Genomic DNA, 17,082 nt, shown 5'->3' on the forward strand with positions numbered 1-17,082 from the left:
ACGATTCCTGGCAGCAGCAACGCTGCCATCCCAATGCGCCTGCCGGCGGAGGCGGTCCCGGTTGCTTCACCAGCGCCGATCCTTTTCTTCGATCCAGCAGTTCTGGCTGACAAGGCCTGCCCCATCCCGACTCGCCGGCCGGACGCTACCTGACGCCGCAGGAGATCCGCGCTCCGACCCTCACTGAACGGGCGCAGGCCGTCGTTCAAGCCTATTTTCGGGCTCTGCGCCTGGCGCCTACGGCGGTTTACCGGGACCGGCTGCCAATTGGATCAGATTATTGATGGTTTACTGCCCGGCCTCCTGCAGATGTTGGCAGCGCTCGGCATCAGCGCCATGGCAGGCGCCAGCGCCGGCGCGGCCGTCGGCATCTTTCTCGGCGGCGTAGGCGCGGCGCCCGGCGCGATAGTCGGCGGCCAATTAGGCCTGGAAGCCGGCACCGCGCTGCTTACTTGGCTGGGATTGGGCTTTCTCGCGGCCGCTATCGGCCAGGGCATGGGCGAGTTGGCAGGCGTTCTCAGGCGAGCCGTCAGCAATGCTTGGCATGCGCCGGAACATCGTTACTCGCCATTCGAAATCGACAGGGCGGCGGAAGACCTGGCTCGGGCGGTGGGCATTTTATTCCGCCTGGTACTCCAGGGGCTTCTGGCGTATGTGCTCAAGAACGGCGCGGTCAGCGCCAGTCAGGCCGCGGCATCGACAGGCCGAGCCATCATCAGCGGCGGCACCCGCGCCGCCGCCGACGCCACGCTGGCCGAAGTCTCCGCGCTGCTGCGGAAAAGCAAACTGCCGGATGGGTTTGTCGTCTGGCTTGAAAGGAACTGGGACGATCTGAAACGGAATCCCAAACTGGCTGTCGACAAAACTGCCCCGAATAGTTCATCTCGATCATCGTCGGCAGTGACGCCGTCGGAATTGAAAGCCATGAGAGAAAGACAAGGGAGTAGTAGTATCGGGAAAAATTCCGGTAATAACAGTCGACCCGTCGCCGAAAAAACCAGTCATGAGAAAGCGGCTTTCGATGAACGAACTGCTCGTGATAACATAGCTCCAGGCAAAAATCTCAGTGCTCAACTGGATAGATTACGCGCAGAAGGACATGCTCTTGAGCGTCATGGAGGATCTATCACAGATGAACAGCTCTATGTAAGAGCACAAACAGGTGTGGCAGCAGATGGTTCAAGAACAAGAAGAGGCTACACGCCAATTTCAACTGCGTTTGATAGTGACGAGCTATTGATTCATGCAGACCAATTCTTAAGAGCAAATTATCTGGATGATGCAATAAGAAATGCTGAGCCTGGAACATTGCGAATTAAGGTTTCGGGTGATACCGGAATTGAGCTGGGTAGAGGTTATATTCCAGTCGGTAAACAAACTGGGTTGCTAGGGCCTTTACAGCGAGTAGATAACTTAACTAATGTTGAGGCTTGGTATGTTTATGATCCAGTTAAAACTATTTGGCAAACAAACACGATTTATCCAATACCAGTCAGGTAATTATGGAATCTTATAAGTTAATTCAAAGTGTCTTGGGCGGTATATATGGTGCTCAAGTCGGGTTAGATGATGACGAGGCAATTGCCGCATTCAAAACGGATTTGCAGCAACCGGAGTTTAGAAAAGGAATTGAGAAAGAGTTAAAGCAAGCATTTTCTGATCCATCAATTTCGTGGGTGAAGTTAATGGATGAGTGCGAAGTTGCATATTTTGATACGGAAGAAGATGCCAAATCATTTGCGAAAGAACTGCTGTGGGATGTTGTATTTTCCAAAACGCGATAAGGCGCGCTAGAGTAGCATCAACCCTTCATTTGTAGCGCGGTAGGATGCGGCAAGGCACGAGCCGCATCGATCAGGTTTTCCATTGGAACTCGGTGACACATGGTTAGGTACAGCAGGTAAAGAATTGGCCGCATTCCAGCCTCATGTCTAGGTCGCGCGAGGGGTGCACTCAGAGAATGGGATAATGAAATCGATTTATCCAGCATTACGGCAAGAGAATAACGTGAATGATGCGGTTCGTACCTTGCCGCATCCTACCCGCCCCGTTAGGAGCTGAAGCAATTTTAAAGCCTGTCCAAATATCTTCAGCCTCTATCCTGTGCTTTCGCGAATTTAAAAGCATTCTCTGCCTTTGGCTGATATGATTCATTCCTTTTTGCCAGAATCCATGAAGAACAATTCTGGCCAAGACTATGAATTATTGAGGCGCACATGCAAGAACTTACTAACCAAGAATTATACCAAGCCCTGGCATATGCCAAGAGCATCGATGAGGATACCGGCAGAAAAATGCTTGAGCAATTCCAGCTTGATCAGACCGCGCTCGCCCAGACTATTTTCGGTGTATTTCCAGCCCTTGTCGCCAAAGAAAATCAGGACATGTCTTATTTGTTCATGGATCTGTGTTTCGATGTGCTTTGTATCTTTCAAAAGGCTTTCGGTCCGCTGCCTCCCCAAAATGAAATGGATTTTGACTGGGCTGCAAAGCAAGCAGTGCTTATGGATGCGGAACTGCAATCGTTAATCCAGGAAAATCCTATGGATGACAAGCTCAGGGCTAAACTGCAGGATAGATTCACAAAACGGGCATTCGAGGATAGTCCTCAGATGGGCTTGGTGAAGCTCATGAATGAAGCGATTGACGATTACGCCTCGGAAAGTCCTAGCCGGGTTTCGGCGATCAAGCCCACTCAAACCATGATCGCTGTCGTAATTCGCCTGTTTGACAATCTTTATACGCAAGCGAGCGGCAAGGCTCTTTAAGCTTGGCTTGCAAGCGGTTATCAGTAGTTTTCCTATTGAGAAATACTGTTTACTGAGTTAAACGCTAAACGATGGAGAAAGCCTCTTCAGAAGGTACATTCTGCCGAAATAATCGTTTAGCGTGATGAAGACACAAAATGCTTCTCATCTGAAATGCCGTTTTGCAATCTTGTTGCTCTTCATGCTTTCGATAGGGTCGACAAATGGTTGTGCAGTACGTGTGGTGCCGCCGCGGCAACTGAGTGAGCCGGTTTCCGTGTTCCTGCTGGATCATGGACAGCATTCCAGTCTCGTGCTGCCCGGCAAAACTGGCGGGCTGGTTCGATACTCTTATGGTGATTGGCAGTATTATGCCCTGGGGCACACCGGCCTGGTCAGCGGCTTTAATGCATTGTTCATAGACACGCCTGCAGCGCTGGGGCGCCGCGAGTTGCCGGGTCCGCAGACTGCGGCGAATGTACGCAGCCTGATACGCATCGGTATCGAGCAGCTATTTGAACTGCAGGCAGAGTCATTGGAAGTGAGCCGATTACGTGGCGATTTGGATAATTTGTTCAATTCGGCACAGGCATCGCGCATCTACAATGCGAAAATGGATCTGTACTTCGTGCCGCACCCTGAGCCCTATACGCTTTGGCATAATTCCAATCTGATGGTCGCGCGATGGCTTGGCGTCTTGGGTTTTAAGGTGCGGGGAAATTCGATAGGTTCAAAATGGAGCGTGGTCGATGACTGATGTTCCAGTATAAATATCTGTTTTTTTTGATTTAACTGAAATCGGTTGACGCTAGACCGGCTTATCCATAGGGATTATTGCAACAAAAAAAGGGCGATTGCATTCATGCAGTCGCCCTAAACAGGTATTAACGTGAATTAATTTTTCAGATGGCGTTTCTGATGCGCTCCATCGCTTTTTCCAGATTGGCCATGCTGGTGGCAATGGAAATGCGGATATGGCCTGGGCAACCGAACGCAGAACCGGGGACCAGCGCGACGCCGGCCTTTTCGATCAGGTACTCGGCGAATTCAAGGTCGTCATTGATGTTGTCGAGTCTTGCGATCAGCTTTTCTATATTCGGGAAAACATAAAACGTGCCGTCTGTACCTATGCAGTCGACGCCGTCCATTTTGTTGAATTCCGCGACGACGAAATCATGGCGCTTTTTGAATTCGACGCGCATATCGTCGATAAACGACTGGTCGCCGGTCAGAGCCGCTTCGGCGGCGACTTGCGAAATCGAAGTCGGGTTGGAGGTGCTCTGTGACTGGATCGTGGTCATGGCCGCAATCAGATCGACGGGGCCTGCCGCATAGCCGATGCGCCAGCCGGTCATCGAATAGGCTTTCGATACGCCGTTCATGACGACGGTGCGGTCGTACAGTTCAGGATACGCATTCAGGATATTAACGAAGGTGCCTTTTTTCCAGAGGATATGTTCATACATATCGTCGGTGGCGATAATGATGTTTGGGAAATCTTTGAGCACATCGCCGATGGCTTTCAGCTCATCCAAGGAGTAGGCAATGCCGGACGGGTTGGACGGACTGTTGATGAACATTAACCGGGTCTTGTCGGTAATGGCGGCACGCAACTGTTCCGGAGAGATTTTAAATTGCTGAGTCTGTGTGGTCTCAATAATGACCGGCACGCCGTCTGCCAGCAGCACCATATCCGGATAAGAGACCCAGAACGGCGCGGGAATAATGACTTCATCGCCCGGGTTGATCAAGGCTTGAATCAGATTGTACGAGCTTTGTTTGCCGCCGCAGGAAACCAGGATCTGCTTGGGCTGGTAATCCAGTCCGTTGTCGGTTTTAAATTTATTGATAATGGCTTTTTTTAAGCTTGGAATGCCGTCAACTGCAGTATATTTGGTAAAACCATTGTCTAGTGCCTTAACAGCGGCTGCTTTGATATGATCCGGTGTATCGAAATCCGGTTCACCCGCGCCTAGGCTGACAATATCTTTGCCTGCAGCCCGCATCTCAGCAGCTCTGGCGGTAATGGCCAGGGTAGGAGAGGGTTTAACCGCTTGCACTCTATCAGATAGTTTGATGCTCATATTCCGCCGTGTAGAATCAATGTCAAAAATAACGAGGATTATACTCTGTATAATGGCCTGCTAATAGTCTGCTGTTAAAAATGATTAATTTCTTGAGATGTATTGAGTGAAAAAACAATTTAAAATTCAAAGTCGTTTCAAGCCGGCCGGCGACCAGCCGACAGCCATTAAACAACTGGTTGAAGGTTTGAATGACGGCGAGGTCCACCAGACGCTGCTGGGTGTCACGGGGTCCGGCAAGACGTTTACAATCGCGAATGTCATCAACGAGGTCCAGCGTCCTGCGATGATTCTGGCGCCGAATAAAACGCTGGCGGCACAGTTGTATGGCGAGATGAAAGAATTCTTTCCTGAAAACAGCGTCGAATATTTTGTTTCGTATTATGACTATTATCAGCCGGAGGCGTATGTGCCGGCTTCAGATACGTTTATCGATAAGGATGCCTCGCTGAACGAGCATATCGAGCAGATGCGCCTGTCGGCCACCAAGGCGCTGATAGAGCGTCAGGATACGATTGTGGTCGCGACCGTGTCGGCGATTTACGGTCTGGGCGAGCCAGAATCGTATTTCAAAATGGTCCTGCACCTGGTCAAAGGCGATATGATCGATCAGCGCGCCATTTTGCGCCGTCTGGCCGAAATGCAGTATACGCGCAATGATGTGGAACTGCGCCGGGCCACGTACCGCGTGCGCGGCGAGGTCATCGATATTTTTCCGGCCGAATCCGATCAGGAAGCCTTGCGCGTTGAATTGTTCGATGACGAAGTCGAGCGCCTGTCGTTGTTCGATCCCTTGACCGGCGAGGTCCTGCGCCGCGTGGCGCGTTATACGGTTTATCCGAAGAATCATTATGTGACGCCGCGCGAGCAGTTGCTGTCTGCTGTCGACAAGATCAAGATCGAACTCAAAGAACGCCTGGAGCAGCTGCGCTCGTTAAACAAGCTGGTCGAAGCGCAACGGCTGGAGCAAAGGACGCTATTCGATATCGAGATGATACTGGAGGTCGGCTATTGCTCCGGCATTGAGAACTATTCGCGTCATCTGTCAGGTAGAGGTCCCGGCGAGGCGCCGCCGACCATGTTTGATTATTTGCCGGCTGATGCGCTGGTCATTATCGATGAAAGCCATGTCACGGTGCCGCAGATCGGCGCCATGTACAGAGGCGACCGCTCGCGCAAGGAAACGCTGGTCGAATACGGCTTCAGATTGCCTTCGGCACTTGATAACCGGCCGTTGATGTTTGAGGAGTTCGAGGTGAAATCGCCGCAACGGATCTACATTTCGGCAACGCCGGGTCCGTACGAAAAAGCGCACTCCGGCGTATTTGCCGAGCAGGTGGTCAGGCCGACCGGATTGCTCGATCCAGAGGTCGAGGTGCGCCCGGCCACTACGCAGGTCGACGATTTACTGTCTGAAATCAATCGGCGCATTGAGCTAAAGGAGCGCGTGCTGGTGACGACGCTGACTAAAAGGATGGCCGAGGACCTGACCGAATATTACCTGGAGCACGGCGTGCGCGTGCGCTATCTGCATTCCGACATCGATACGGTGGAGCGTGTCGAGATTATTCGCGATTTGAGGCTAGGGCAGTTCGATGTGCTGGTCGGCATCAATTTGTTGCGAGAAGGGCTGGATATTCCGGAAGTGTCTCTGGTTGCCATTCTGGACGCCGACAAGGAAGGTTTTTTGCGTTCGGTCGTATCGTTAGTGCAAACCATCGGCCGGGCCGCCAGAAACGTCCACGGCAAGGCGATTCTGTATGCTGATCGCATAACCAAATCCATGCAGCAGGCGATTGATGAAACCGAACGCCGCCGCGAAAAACAGCGCCGATTTAATATTGAGCATCATATAGAGCCGGCCACCGTCTACAAGTCTGTGACCGACATCATGCAGACGTCGATCCCCGGTGCCGGTATTTCGTTCGGCGGCGATAAGAAAAAGGTCGCAGAGCTGGCTGCGGACTACAAAGTCATGTCGCCCAAGCAACTGGGCAAGAAGCTGAAGCAGCTGGAAGAGGCCATGTATCAGCATGCCAAAAACCTTGAATTTGAACAGGCGGCAAAAATCCGTGATGAAATTAAAGCGCTTCAGGAAGAAATATTGGTTTAAAAAGTTGCATAATAAAATTCTGCCGGTATAATAGCCGGCTCTGAAGTTACACAGGCTTCAGGCGCGTAGCTCAGTTGGTTAGAGCACCACCTTGACATGGTGGGGGTCGTTGGTTCGAGTCCAATCGCGCCTACCAGACTTTATAAAGCACTGCTATCGCGGTGCTTTTTTTATTGTACTAACTAACCATAGTTGACGAAAAATGCCGGTAATTACCCTTCCTGATGGCTCTCATCGCGAGTATGAACAAGCTGTTACAGTGATGGATGTTGCCCAATCCATCGGTGCCGGTCTGGCCAAGGCGACTTTGGCAGGCAAGGTGGACGGCAAGCTCGTCGATGCCAGTACAGTAATCGATCACGACGCTACACTTCAAATCGTCACGGCAAAAGACGAAGACGGCGTCGATGTCATTCGTCATTCCACGGCACACCTTTTGGCTCAGGCCGTCAAAGAATTATTCCCTAAAGCGCAAGTCACTATCGGACCGGTCATCGAAAACGGCTTTTATTACGATTTCGCCTACGAGCGTCCTTTTACGCCCGATGATCTGGCTGCCATCGAAAAGAAAATGCAGGAACTGGCTGACAAGGATTATTCGGTCAAGCGCTATGTATTGCCCAGAGATGAGGCGGTAACATTCTTTAGAAACCAAGGTGAAGAATACAAGGCCGAAATCATCGAGTCCATTCCGGCCAATGAAGATTTATCTTTGTATGAGCAGGGTGGGTTTACCGATCTGTGCCGCGGTCCCCATGTGCCGAGCACGGGCAGATTGAAAGCCTTCAAACTCATGAAAATTGCCGGTGCCTACTGGCGCGGCAATTCCGATAACGAGATGCTGCAGCGCATTTACGGTACGGCATGGGCTGATAAAAAAGAACTGCAGGCCTATCTGCATCGTCTGGAAGAGGCAGAAAAGCGCGATCATCGCAAACTGGCCAAAACCCTGGATTTGTTTCATGCTCAGGATGAAGCGCCTGGCATGGTATTCTGGCACGATAAAGGCTGGACCATTTACCAGCAGGTTGAGCAGTATATCCGCAATAAACTGCGCGCTAACGGTTATGGTGAAGTAAGAACACCGCAGGTTGTGGACCGCTCTTTATGGGAAAAGTCCGGTCACTGGGATAAGTTTGGCGACATGATTTTCACGACGCATTCGGAAAATCGCGATTATGCCATTAAGCCCATGAACTGCCCTTGTCATGTGCAGATTTACAATCAAGGTATTAAAAGCTATCGGGATTTGCCGATCCGTCTGGCGGAATTCGGCTCCTGTCATCGCAATGAGCCTTCAGGCACATTGCATGGCCTGATGCGGGTCAGAAACTTTGTGCAGGATGATGCACATATTTTCTGTACAGAAGGGCAGATTCAGGACGAAGTTTCAACTTTTATCGATTTGCTGTTTGATGTTTATAAGGACTTCGGTTTTGAAGAAGTCATTATCAAATTATCGACCCGTCCGGAAAATCGCGTAGGCGATGATGCGGTCTGGGATAAGGCTGAAAATGCGTTGGAGCTGGCGCTTAACAATAAAGGCCTGAAATGGGATCTGCAGCCGGGCGAAGGCGCTTTTTACGGTCCTAAAATTGAATTCTCGTTAAAAGATTGTATCGGCCGTGTCTGGCAGTGCGGCACGATTCAGGTCGATTTCTCCATGCCTGGCCGGTTAGGCGCTACTTATATCGCCGAAGACGGCTCCAGACAAGTACCGGTCATGTTGCACAGGGCCATACTGGGTTCGTTAGAACGCTTTATCGGTATTCTGATCGAGCAGCATGCAGGTACATTCCCGGTTTGGCTGGCGCCAGTGCAGGCGGTGTTGATGACGATCACTGACCGACATGCCGAATATGCGTCAGAGCTTGCTCAAAACCTCGAAAAGCAAGGCTTCAGGGTGAAATTAGACTTGAGAAATGAGAAGATCGGGTTTAAAATTCGAGAGCACTCTATGCAGCGTGTGCCGTATCTTCTGGTGATCGGAGATAAGGAAATGGAAGATCAAACCGTTTCAGTGCGCACACAAAAGGGTGAAGATTTAGGTAGTCTGTCAATCGGTGCATTTACCGAACGGTTAACAAAAGAGATTGAAGACAAAAAGTAACCATACTTTGGAGGATTAAGATATCGCTGCTAAAAAAGATGAAACGCGCCTGAACGATGCCATCACTGCCAGACGAGTGAGGGTAACAGGAGCAGATGGTGAAGCATTAGGCATTATCTCGTTAGACGAAGCCAAACAGATTGCTTATGCTGCGGACTTGGATTTAGTGGAAATATCGCCAAACGCGGATCCTCCCGTTTGTAAGATAATGAACTATGGTAAATACCAGTTTGAGCAAAATAAAAAACTGGCAATTGCCAAGAAAAAGCAAAAACAGATCCAGGTTAAAGAAATTAAATTCAGACCCGGAACTGATGAAGGGGATTATCAGGTTAAGCTCAGAAGCCTAACCAAATTCCTGAACGATGGCGACAAAACAAAAATTACCGTACGCTACCGCGGACGCGAAATGGCCCATCGTGAAATCGGCATGGATTTGTTGAAGCGTATAGAAAAAGATTTGGAAGAGATAGCCACTGTCGAGCAGTTTCCCAAGATGGAAGGCCGTCAAATGGTCATGGTTATGGCGCCGAAGAAGAAAAAATAAACCGCCGCCTTTTCCACTATTTTTAAAGTTATCAGGCAGCACAGGATGTGCTGCCGAAGGCGTCATAAAAAATGGCGCGCATAATTCTTCAGGGCCATGCATTTTGCCTTGCTGGGTTATTTTCTCAGGGATCTTGTATTTATAATTATCGGAGCAAACAAATGCCAAAAATAAAAACCAACCGTGGCGCAGCCAAGCGTTTTAAACGCACAGGCAACGGCGGTTTTAAATGTGGACAATCATTTAAACGTCATATCCTGACTAAAAAATCCACTAAAAGAAAAAGACAGTTACGCAGGCCGGCAAGTATTCATCCATCAGATGTGCGCATGGCAAAACGCATGATGCCTTACAGCTAATAAAGGAGCGGAATAATGCCTAGAGTAAAACGCGGCGTAACAGCCAGAGCAAGACATAAAAAAGTTTTAAAGCAAGCGAAAGGTTACTACGGTGCGCGTAGTCGCGTTTATCGCGTTGCCAAGCAGGCGGTAATCAAAGCAGGTCAATATGCTTACCGCGACCGCAAACAGAAAAAACGCCAATTCCGTGCGTTGTGGATTGTTCGTATCAATGCCGCAGCCAGAATGTGCGGCACGTCTTACAGTCGCTTGATCAATGGTTTGACTAAAGCGAATGTAGCGATAGACCGCAAGGTTTTGGCAGACATTGCTGTACGTGATATGGAAGCTTTTGCTGAAATAGCGAAAATCGCTAAAGCAAATCAAAGCCCGCTTTGAAATAAAAAGACGATTACTCTTACTGAGTAATCTGATTATTCCCCCCTCTCCGGTCGGGGAGGGGTGGAGTGAAGGTTTTATCCTTCCCAGATTAAAAAATCCTTTTGGATTATCCTCCCCATCTACTTAAATAAGCGAGTTGAGCAGTGTCGGCCACTCTAGAAGAAATTCTCGCGCAGGCATTACAACAGCTTGCGGAAGCACAAGATCTTAATCAACTCGATCAAGTCCGTGTCCAGTATCTCGGCAAAAAGGGTTTATTTACCCTGCAGATGAAAGAACTCGGTAGACTTGATCCTGACCAGCGCCGTTCCGTCGGACAGATCATCAATGAAGCCAGGGATCAATTTCAGGAACAGCTGGAAGCCAGAAAAAATACCCTGGAGCATGCTGCACTGGAAGAAAGGCTGTCCAGCGAGCGCGTCGATGTCACCCTGCCGGGGCGCGGGCAATTTGCTGCCGGACTGCATCCGGTGACGACCACGCTGAGAAGAATTTCCAAAATTTTTGCCGGTGTCGGCTTTAAAGTGGTCGAAGGGCCGGAAATTGAAGACGATTACCATAATTTCAGCGCCCTGAACATTCCCGAGCATCACCCGGCGAGGGCCATGCACGATACGTTTTATTTTGATGCGCATACGGTTTTGCGGACGCATACTTCGCCGGTGCAGATCCGGGTTATGGAATCCGAGCAGCCGCCGCTCAAGGTTATCGCGCCAGGACGGGTATACCGCTGCGATTCGGATCTTACCCATTCGCCCATGTTTCATCAGGTAGAGGGCTTTCTTGTCGATACCGACGTCAGCTTCGGCGATTTAAAAGGTGTGATTTTCGAGTTTTTACAGGCGTTTTTCGAAAAAGACGTCCAGGCTCGTTTTCGTCCGTCTTATTTTCCGTTCACCGAACCTTCGGCAGAATTCGACGTTTCATGCGTGATGTGCGACGGTCAAGGCTGTCGTGTCTGCAAGAACACCGGCTGGCTGGAAGTAGGCGGCTGCGGTATGATCCATCCCGAAGTCTTCAAATCGGTGAATATCGATCATGAACAATTCTCCGGTTTCGCATTCGGCATGGGCGTGGAACGTCTGGCTATGATGCGATACGGCATCAATGATTTGAGATTGTTTTTTGAAAATGATCTTAAATTTTTAGAACAATTCAGATAAGTTGCAGTTACGGGAAAGCTTGAATCATGCAAATAAGTGAAGCCTGGTTAAGAGACTACGTCAATCCGGCCATAACCACAGAAGAACTGGTCGAGCAATTGACTATGGCAGGCCTTGAAGTCGATTCCGTAACGCCTGCGGCAGCCGTATTCAGCGGCGTCGTCATCGGTGAAGTGCTGGAAATGGAACAGCACCCTGATGCCGACCGGCTCAGAGTGTGTAAAGTCGCTGTCGGCGAAGCCGAGCCTTTGCAGATTGTTTGCGGCGCCAGCAATGTGCGCGTAGGGCTTAAAATACCGGCCGCATTGATCGGCGCCGTACTACCGGGCGATTTCAAAATCAAAAAGTCCAAACTGCGCGGAGTGGAATCGTTCGGCATGCTCTGCTCGGAAAAAGAGCTGGGCTTAGCCGCTGACGCCAGCGGTCTAATGGAATTGGCAGCTGATGCCCCGGTAGGCACCGATATTCGCAAATACCTGTCACTGAATGACAGCATTATTGAAGTCGATCTGACGCCTAACAGAGCGGACTGTCTGAGTGTGGAGGGCATTGCACGTGAAGTGGCGGTTTTAAACCGCATGAACTGGTCGCCGACGCAGATAGAGAAAGTTGCGGTCGATCATCAGGAGTCATTAACAGTAAAGGTCGAGGCGGAAGATGCCTGCCCGCGTTATCTGGGGCGATTGATCAAAGGCGTAAACGCCAAAGCGGAAACCCCGCTGTGGATGCAGGAACGCCTGCGCCGTTCCGGCTTGAGAAGTCTGGCACCTTTGGTTGATGTCACTAATTATGTACTGATCGAGCTGGGCCAGCCCCTGCATGCTTTCGATGCCGACAAGCTGAACGGTGCTATCAACGTGCGCTGGGGTAAAGCGGACGAGCAACTTTCTTTATTGAACGGTCAGGTGATCACGCTTGATCCTGAAGCCTTGGTCATCGCCGATGACCAGCAGGCGATGGCGCTTGCCGGCGTCATGGGCGGCAGCGAGTCAGCCGTCAGCGATGACACGCAGAACGTATTTCTGGAGTGCGCATTTTTTGCGCCGCGAAGCATTGCCGGCAAAGCGCGTCGATTCGGCCTTCATACCGATTCATCGCACCGCTTCGAACGCGGCGTCGATCCTACCCTGCAGGAAAGAGCTATTGAGCGTGCCACACAATTGATCGTTGAGATCGCAGGCGGTAGCGTCGGGCCTGTCACCGAAGCAAAAGCAGAGTCAGCATTGCTGACGCGGCCAGCGGTTTTGCTCAGACGGCAACGTATCGAAAAAATACTGGGTATTGCACTGGCTGATGAAGAAATCGCGGCGATTTTTCAGCGCCTGGGCATGTCAGTGGAAGCTCAGGCTGATGGCTGGCAAATTACGCCGCCGGGCTTTCGTTTTGACATCGCCATCGAAGCGGACTTAATCGAAGAATTAGCGCGTATCTATGGCTATAACAACCTGCCGAGAAGCAGTTTGTTAATGCGCTCAGAATTAAGCAAGGCGACAGAAGCCGTTTTGGACATTGATCGTGTCAAAGATCTGATGGTTGACAGAGGCTATCAGGAAGCCATTACCTATAGTTTTGTCGATGAAGACATGCAAAAGGCGGTGGCGCCGGATGACATAGTCATCAGTTTAAAAAATCCAATTTCCTCGGAATTAGCGGTCATGCGCACCACATTATGGTGCGGTCTGTTGAATGCGGCATTGCACAATACCAATCGCCAGCAGAATCGGGTGCGTTTGTTTGAAACCGGCCTGCGCTTTATTAATGAAGGCGGAGAAATCCGGCAGCAGAAAATGCTGGCGGGCCTGGCTTTGGGAAGCGTCTATGCCGAGCAATGGGGCGAGAAAAGCCGCAAAGTCGATTTCTTTGATGTGAAAGCTGATGTCCAGGCCATGTTTGCATTAACCGGCTATGAAGTGCAATTTGCACCGGCAAAGCATGCGGCGTTGCATCCCGGGCAGACGGCTGAAATCCTGAACCCGGCAGGCGAAAGAATAGGCTGGTTAGGCATGCTGCATCCGACCTTGGAAAAACAGTTGGGTTTTGATAGCCAAGTTTTTTTGTTTGAATTGGATCAGAACTTATTGTTAAATAAGCATATTCCTGTCTTCAAGCCGTTGTCGAAATATCCATCGGTGCGCCGCGACTTAGCCTTGATAGTCAAGGAAGAAATCTCGGCCGACGACATCATCAATGCTGTTAAAGGCTGTGCAGAACAGACCTTGCAGGACATAGTGATTTTCGATGTATACCGCGGCAAAGGCGTGGAAGAAGGATACAAAAGTGTGGCTTTAAGTTTAACCATACAAGATTATTCACAAACGCTAACAGACTCTGAGATAGATGCTATATTTAACAGGGTGTTAGACACAGTAATGAATAAAATAAGTGCAAAGCTGAGAGATTGATTTAATGGCATTAACTAAAGCAGATTTTGCCGAAAGGCTGTTTGACGAGCTTGGCTTAAACAAGCGTGAAGCAAAAGAAATGGTCGAATTGTTTTTTGAAGAAATCAAAGGCTCTTTGGAAAACGGTGAGCAAGTAAAAATTTCCGGTTTTGGAAAATTCGAACTCCGCGATAAAAACAGCCGTCCCGGCAGAAATCCAAAAACAGGTGAAGAAATTCCCATAACCGCTCGGCGTGTGGTAACATTCAGGTCAGGTCAAAAACTAAAAGCCCGAGTGGAAGCATATGCTGGAGCCGAGTAATAACAACGAACTGCCGCCCATACCGGCAAAACGGTATTTCACTATAGGTGAAGTCAGCGAATTATGCGGCGTAAAGCCGCATGTGCTCCGCTACTGGGAGCAGGAATTCGCCGAACTCAGCCCGGTCAAAAGGCGCGGCAATCGTCGCTATTACCAGCGCCACGATGTGCTGATGATCCGGCAAATCAGATCTCTTTTATACGAGCAAGGCTACACAATCGGTGGCGCCAGAGCTCATCTATCCAGCGATGACGCCAAAGAAGACTCAACCCGCACCAAGCAGTTGATTCATCAGTTGATTGGCGAACTCGAAGATATTTTGGAATTACTTAAATAGATTTAATGCGGCAAATGTGGTATAGTTTGCCGCACAGCTAGGGGTTGCGTTCGCAATCCTTTCTCAAACATTCTCTATATTCAATACGTCGGGGCGTAGCGCAGCTTGGTAGCGCACTTGCATGGGGTGCAAGGGGTCGGAGGTTCAAATCCTCTCGCCCCGACCAATTGAATCAATGAGTTAAGAAACTAAAGAATTCTGAAATATTGAGAATCATTGTTTCGTGATAACATTCGTGATAACAATTGATTTGATGCCGTTCGCGCTAAGGGATTCTCTCCGAGGCTTTTGCTCGAAGCCAGACTCTTTATCGGCCTAGACTAAGATCAAGATTTAATCCGAGCGTCCTTTCAAGATCCATCTTGAGTTCTTTATCCAGCCTTTGTTGCACGATCCTTGCTTCCTGAGTTCTTCTTGGCTCATCCCAATGGGATTTGAGAGCCTGTTCTTTAAAATCGGCCCATCGCTTATCTTCGCGGGCTCGGATTCTCTCAATGGTTAGGGTAAGTTTGGGCTCAATGGCGAAGTAGCGCGGGTCACGTATGGCCCTTCGGCACCATTCGTAAAGATAGGTTTGATAGGCTTTTCCTGACAACCTGGCTTCTCGTCGATAGGTTAACAGTTGAACGGCATCGAAACGGTTCCCTTCTTGGGTGTGAATGAAAAGTTTATATTGGTTTGCTCGCTCTAGGAACAAGGATTTTTCAAGTTCTGCCTGGAGTTGAAGTCTCTCCTGATCATGGGGATCGGGATGGTTTGCGATCATCGCTTCAAGCTTTTTTAGTCGATCCTCCAATTGCAATTCTAGATGGTGGAGTTGTAACAGCCTCTGATCGTTTCTCAGTTCAATGCGAGTTTTCGGCGCTGTAAGCGATTGCACCTCCTGTCGGAATTGATGAAAGGCGAAGACGTTGTCATCGTGCGCAAACGCTTCTTTACCTAAAGTAGCGGAGCTGTTCCGGTCTACAGAGAAGCTCTCATCGCTATCCTCTAACTCACGTTTACTTTTGTCAGGAGGAATTCTGTCGAAGCTGTCCTCCAATGGGGGCGCTTTGAGCTGAAGCGACTGATCCAAAATTAACTCTGGCTCGACATCGAGTGTTTCATAGGGAATGGAGTAATCAAAATGTCGACCTTGTTCCATTTCAAGCCTAGCTCGACTTTTGTGGTTAACGCGTAGCTCCAAGCCTGCCCTTTCGAGGTACTGGTTTGTCTGTTCGCATATTACTGCTCGCCAATATTCTGCGTTTGATCTTGAGCTCCAATCCCGCACTTTCAGGCCAAATTTATCATTTTCGATCGAGCGCATCGTTAGCAGGATGTGAGCATGAATGTTTCCATGCTCTGGATTATGGCTTGGCTCGTGAATCGCAATATCGGCCACCATGCCTGCGGATACGAAGACTGTATTCACATAGTCAATAATCAGCTTCTTGCAGTCATCGAGACTTAATTCCTTGGGTAAGGAAATCAGACATTCGCGGGCAAGTTGAGCGTCTTTGCGTTTCTCCTTTTCCTGAACGGCGTTCCAAAGTTCTGAGCGGTTATGAACCCATTGAGGGGCATCGGGCGGGGCGATGATCTCGCTGTGATAGATGCCTAATCGATTTCTGAAGTCGAATGTCAGCCCCATTTCCTTGTCCTTCAGCCTTTGACCGCTTCGATAGGCCGCAAAGGCAACCGAGGTGAGGCTAGAGAATGGAGATAACGTTGACATACGGTGACGGCGGCGTTCGGATCGGCCAATGATTCGGAATTGGACTCTAAAAAATGCCCAAGACGTAAGGTGCTGAGCTTCAGATTGAGGGGTCATAAAAACCTGTTTTCATCATTGAGAATGGGCATCACTATAATGGGTTTTGAAAAATTCAACAATGTAAATGTATAACTGTATTTTTAAATTAAGATTTTTTATAGATAAGAGTTTTTTTAAATTAAGATTTTTTATAGATAAGAGTTTTAACAATGAGAGGATTGTGTTAAACAGTGTAGGCGGCCATGATGAGCAATGTTATCTCTGGAGTCCTGATAAAAAACGATGACGCACTCGAATGTGGCCGAACGGATTGAGCTGGCTGAGGGCACAGCGGCGAAGCAATGCGCTTCGTTGCAAAGTCGCGAAGTGTCACCGCATACATTGCGTCATACGACGGCCAGGCACTTACTACAAGCAGGCATAGACATTACGGTCATCGCCTTATGGCTCGGGCATGAAAGTCCGTTCACAACCCATGGTTACATTGAGGCCGAATCTATCCATGAAGAAGCGGGCTCTGGCCACCATAGCACTACCGCCAGATAGTAAGCAGGTGCGCTATCGCCCATCAGATGATCTTCTGAAGCTCCTGGAGAGTCTGTAAATTATGCCAAGCCGGCAGCGTGGGAAACCAGACACGCTGTCGGTTTCCGATAATTACTCCGCAATAACGAACTGAGCATAATTCTTGTTAAGTAAAGCTTTGCATAACAAGAAGAACTGTAAGCGCTCAATAAACCGCATCTAACAATTGGCTACTGGAAGTGGCAGAGTATTCCCAT

The 17,082-nt window shown here is 49.5% G+C and carries 16 protein-coding genes and 2 tRNA genes; 16 read left to right on the top strand and 2 right to left on the bottom strand.

Annotation, left to right across the window (positions count from 1 at the left end):
- The first annotated feature begins 267 nt into the window (after positions 1–267).
- The 4 genes from IT781_RS19565 (at position 268) to IT781_RS19580 (ending at position 3,504) form a co-directional block, all read left to right on the top strand.
- Positions 268–1,500: a DUF6861 domain-containing protein gene (locus IT781_RS19565; RefSeq protein ID WP_194971865.1), complete on the top strand. Its 1,233-nt coding sequence runs from the start codon at positions 268–270 to the stop codon at positions 1,498–1,500.
- A 2-nt stretch (positions 1,501–1,502) separates the two neighbouring features.
- A complete protein-coding gene (locus IT781_RS19570) occupies positions 1,503–1,784 on the top strand; it encodes a hypothetical protein (protein ID WP_194971866.1) in 282 nt (93 codons plus the stop codon).
- 432 nt (positions 1,785–2,216) lie between these two features.
- A complete protein-coding gene (locus IT781_RS19575) occupies positions 2,217–2,768 on the top strand; it encodes a hypothetical protein (protein WP_194971867.1) in 552 nt (183 codons plus the stop codon).
- A 223-nt stretch (positions 2,769–2,991) separates the two neighbouring features.
- Complete coding sequence (locus IT781_RS19580; RefSeq protein WP_194971868.1) at positions 2,992–3,504, top strand: hypothetical protein; 513 nt, start codon at positions 2,992–2,994, stop codon at positions 3,502–3,504.
- Between the two features lie 145 nt (positions 3,505–3,649).
- Here the strand turns inward: IT781_RS19580 and IT781_RS19585 are convergent, their stop codons facing one another.
- Positions 3,650–4,831, bottom strand: a complete 1,182-nt coding sequence (locus IT781_RS19585; protein WP_194971869.1) for a pyridoxal phosphate-dependent aminotransferase — start codon at positions 4,829–4,831, stop codon at positions 3,650–3,652.
- Between the two features lie 106 nt (positions 4,832–4,937).
- Here IT781_RS19585 and uvrB point away from each other — a divergent pair, with 106 nt between their 5' ends.
- The 11 genes from uvrB (at position 4,938) to IT781_RS19640 (ending at position 14,710) form a co-directional block, all read left to right on the top strand.
- Positions 4,938–6,944, top strand: a complete 2,007-nt coding sequence (gene uvrB / locus IT781_RS19590) for an excinuclease ABC subunit UvrB (protein WP_194971870.1) — start codon at positions 4,938–4,940, stop codon at positions 6,942–6,944.
- A 59-nt stretch (positions 6,945–7,003) separates the two neighbouring features.
- Positions 7,004–7,080, top strand: a tRNA-Val gene (locus IT781_RS19595).
- A gap of 66 nt (positions 7,081–7,146) precedes the next feature.
- Positions 7,147–9,054, top strand: coding sequence for a threonine--tRNA ligase (gene thrS / locus IT781_RS19600; RefSeq protein WP_194971871.1), 1,908 nt, complete (start codon positions 7,147–7,149; stop codon positions 9,052–9,054).
- Between the two features lie 22 nt (positions 9,055–9,076).
- A complete protein-coding gene (infC, locus tag IT781_RS19605) occupies positions 9,077–9,601 on the top strand; it encodes a translation initiation factor IF-3 (protein WP_194971876.1) in 525 nt (174 codons plus the stop codon).
- A 161-nt stretch (positions 9,602–9,762) separates the two neighbouring features.
- The gene (gene rpmI / locus IT781_RS19610; protein WP_194971877.1) at positions 9,763–9,960 is read left to right on the top strand and encodes a 50S ribosomal protein L35; all 198 of its coding nucleotides are present in this window, start codon (positions 9,763–9,765) and stop codon (positions 9,958–9,960) included.
- Positions 9,961–9,975: 15 nt separating this feature from the next.
- The gene (rplT, locus tag IT781_RS19615) at positions 9,976–10,338 is read left to right on the top strand and encodes a 50S ribosomal protein L20 (RefSeq protein ID WP_194971872.1); all 363 of its coding nucleotides are present in this window, start codon (positions 9,976–9,978) and stop codon (positions 10,336–10,338) included.
- A gap of 146 nt (positions 10,339–10,484) precedes the next feature.
- Entirely contained in the window at positions 10,485–11,504 is a 1,020-nt protein-coding gene (gene pheS, locus IT781_RS19620) for a phenylalanine--tRNA ligase subunit alpha (protein ID WP_194971873.1), read from the top strand.
- A gap of 26 nt (positions 11,505–11,530) precedes the next feature.
- Positions 11,531–13,906: a phenylalanine--tRNA ligase subunit beta gene (gene pheT / locus IT781_RS19625; protein WP_194971874.1), complete on the top strand. Its 2,376-nt coding sequence runs from the start codon at positions 11,531–11,533 to the stop codon at positions 13,904–13,906.
- 4 nt (positions 13,907–13,910) lie between these two features.
- Positions 13,911–14,207 (top strand): integration host factor subunit alpha, encoded by a 297-nt coding sequence (gene ihfA, locus IT781_RS19630; RefSeq protein WP_020157696.1) that lies wholly within the window; start codon positions 13,911–13,913, stop codon positions 14,205–14,207.
- On the top strand, positions 14,191–14,544 hold the full coding sequence (locus tag IT781_RS19635; protein ID WP_020157695.1) for a MerR family transcriptional regulator: 354 nt from the start codon (positions 14,191–14,193) through the stop codon (positions 14,542–14,544). Before ihfA ends, IT781_RS19635 begins: the two co-directional genes overlap by 17 nt.
- Positions 14,545–14,633: 89 nt before the next feature.
- Positions 14,634–14,710: transfer RNA gene (locus IT781_RS19640), tRNA-Pro, on the top strand.
- Positions 14,711–14,851: 141 nt separating this feature from the next.
- Here the strand turns inward: IT781_RS19640 and mobQ are convergent.
- Positions 14,852–16,357 carry a MobQ family relaxase gene (gene mobQ / locus IT781_RS19645; RefSeq protein ID WP_305076264.1) on the bottom strand — a complete coding sequence of 502 codons (1,506 nt, stop codon included), beginning with the start codon at positions 16,355–16,357 and terminating at the stop codon, positions 14,852–14,854.
- A gap of 225 nt (positions 16,358–16,582) precedes the next feature.
- Here mobQ and IT781_RS19650 point away from each other — a divergent pair, with 225 nt between their 5' ends.
- Positions 16,583–16,846, top strand: coding sequence for a tyrosine-type recombinase/integrase (locus IT781_RS19650; protein WP_228779289.1), 264 nt, complete (start codon positions 16,583–16,585; stop codon positions 16,844–16,846).
- The last annotated feature ends 236 nt before the right edge of the window (positions 16,847–17,082 follow it).

The sequence above is a fragment of the Methylobacter sp. BlB1 genome, assembly GCF_015476545.1.
Classification (GTDB): Bacteria; Pseudomonadota; Gammaproteobacteria; order Methylococcales; family Methylomonadaceae; genus Methylobacter.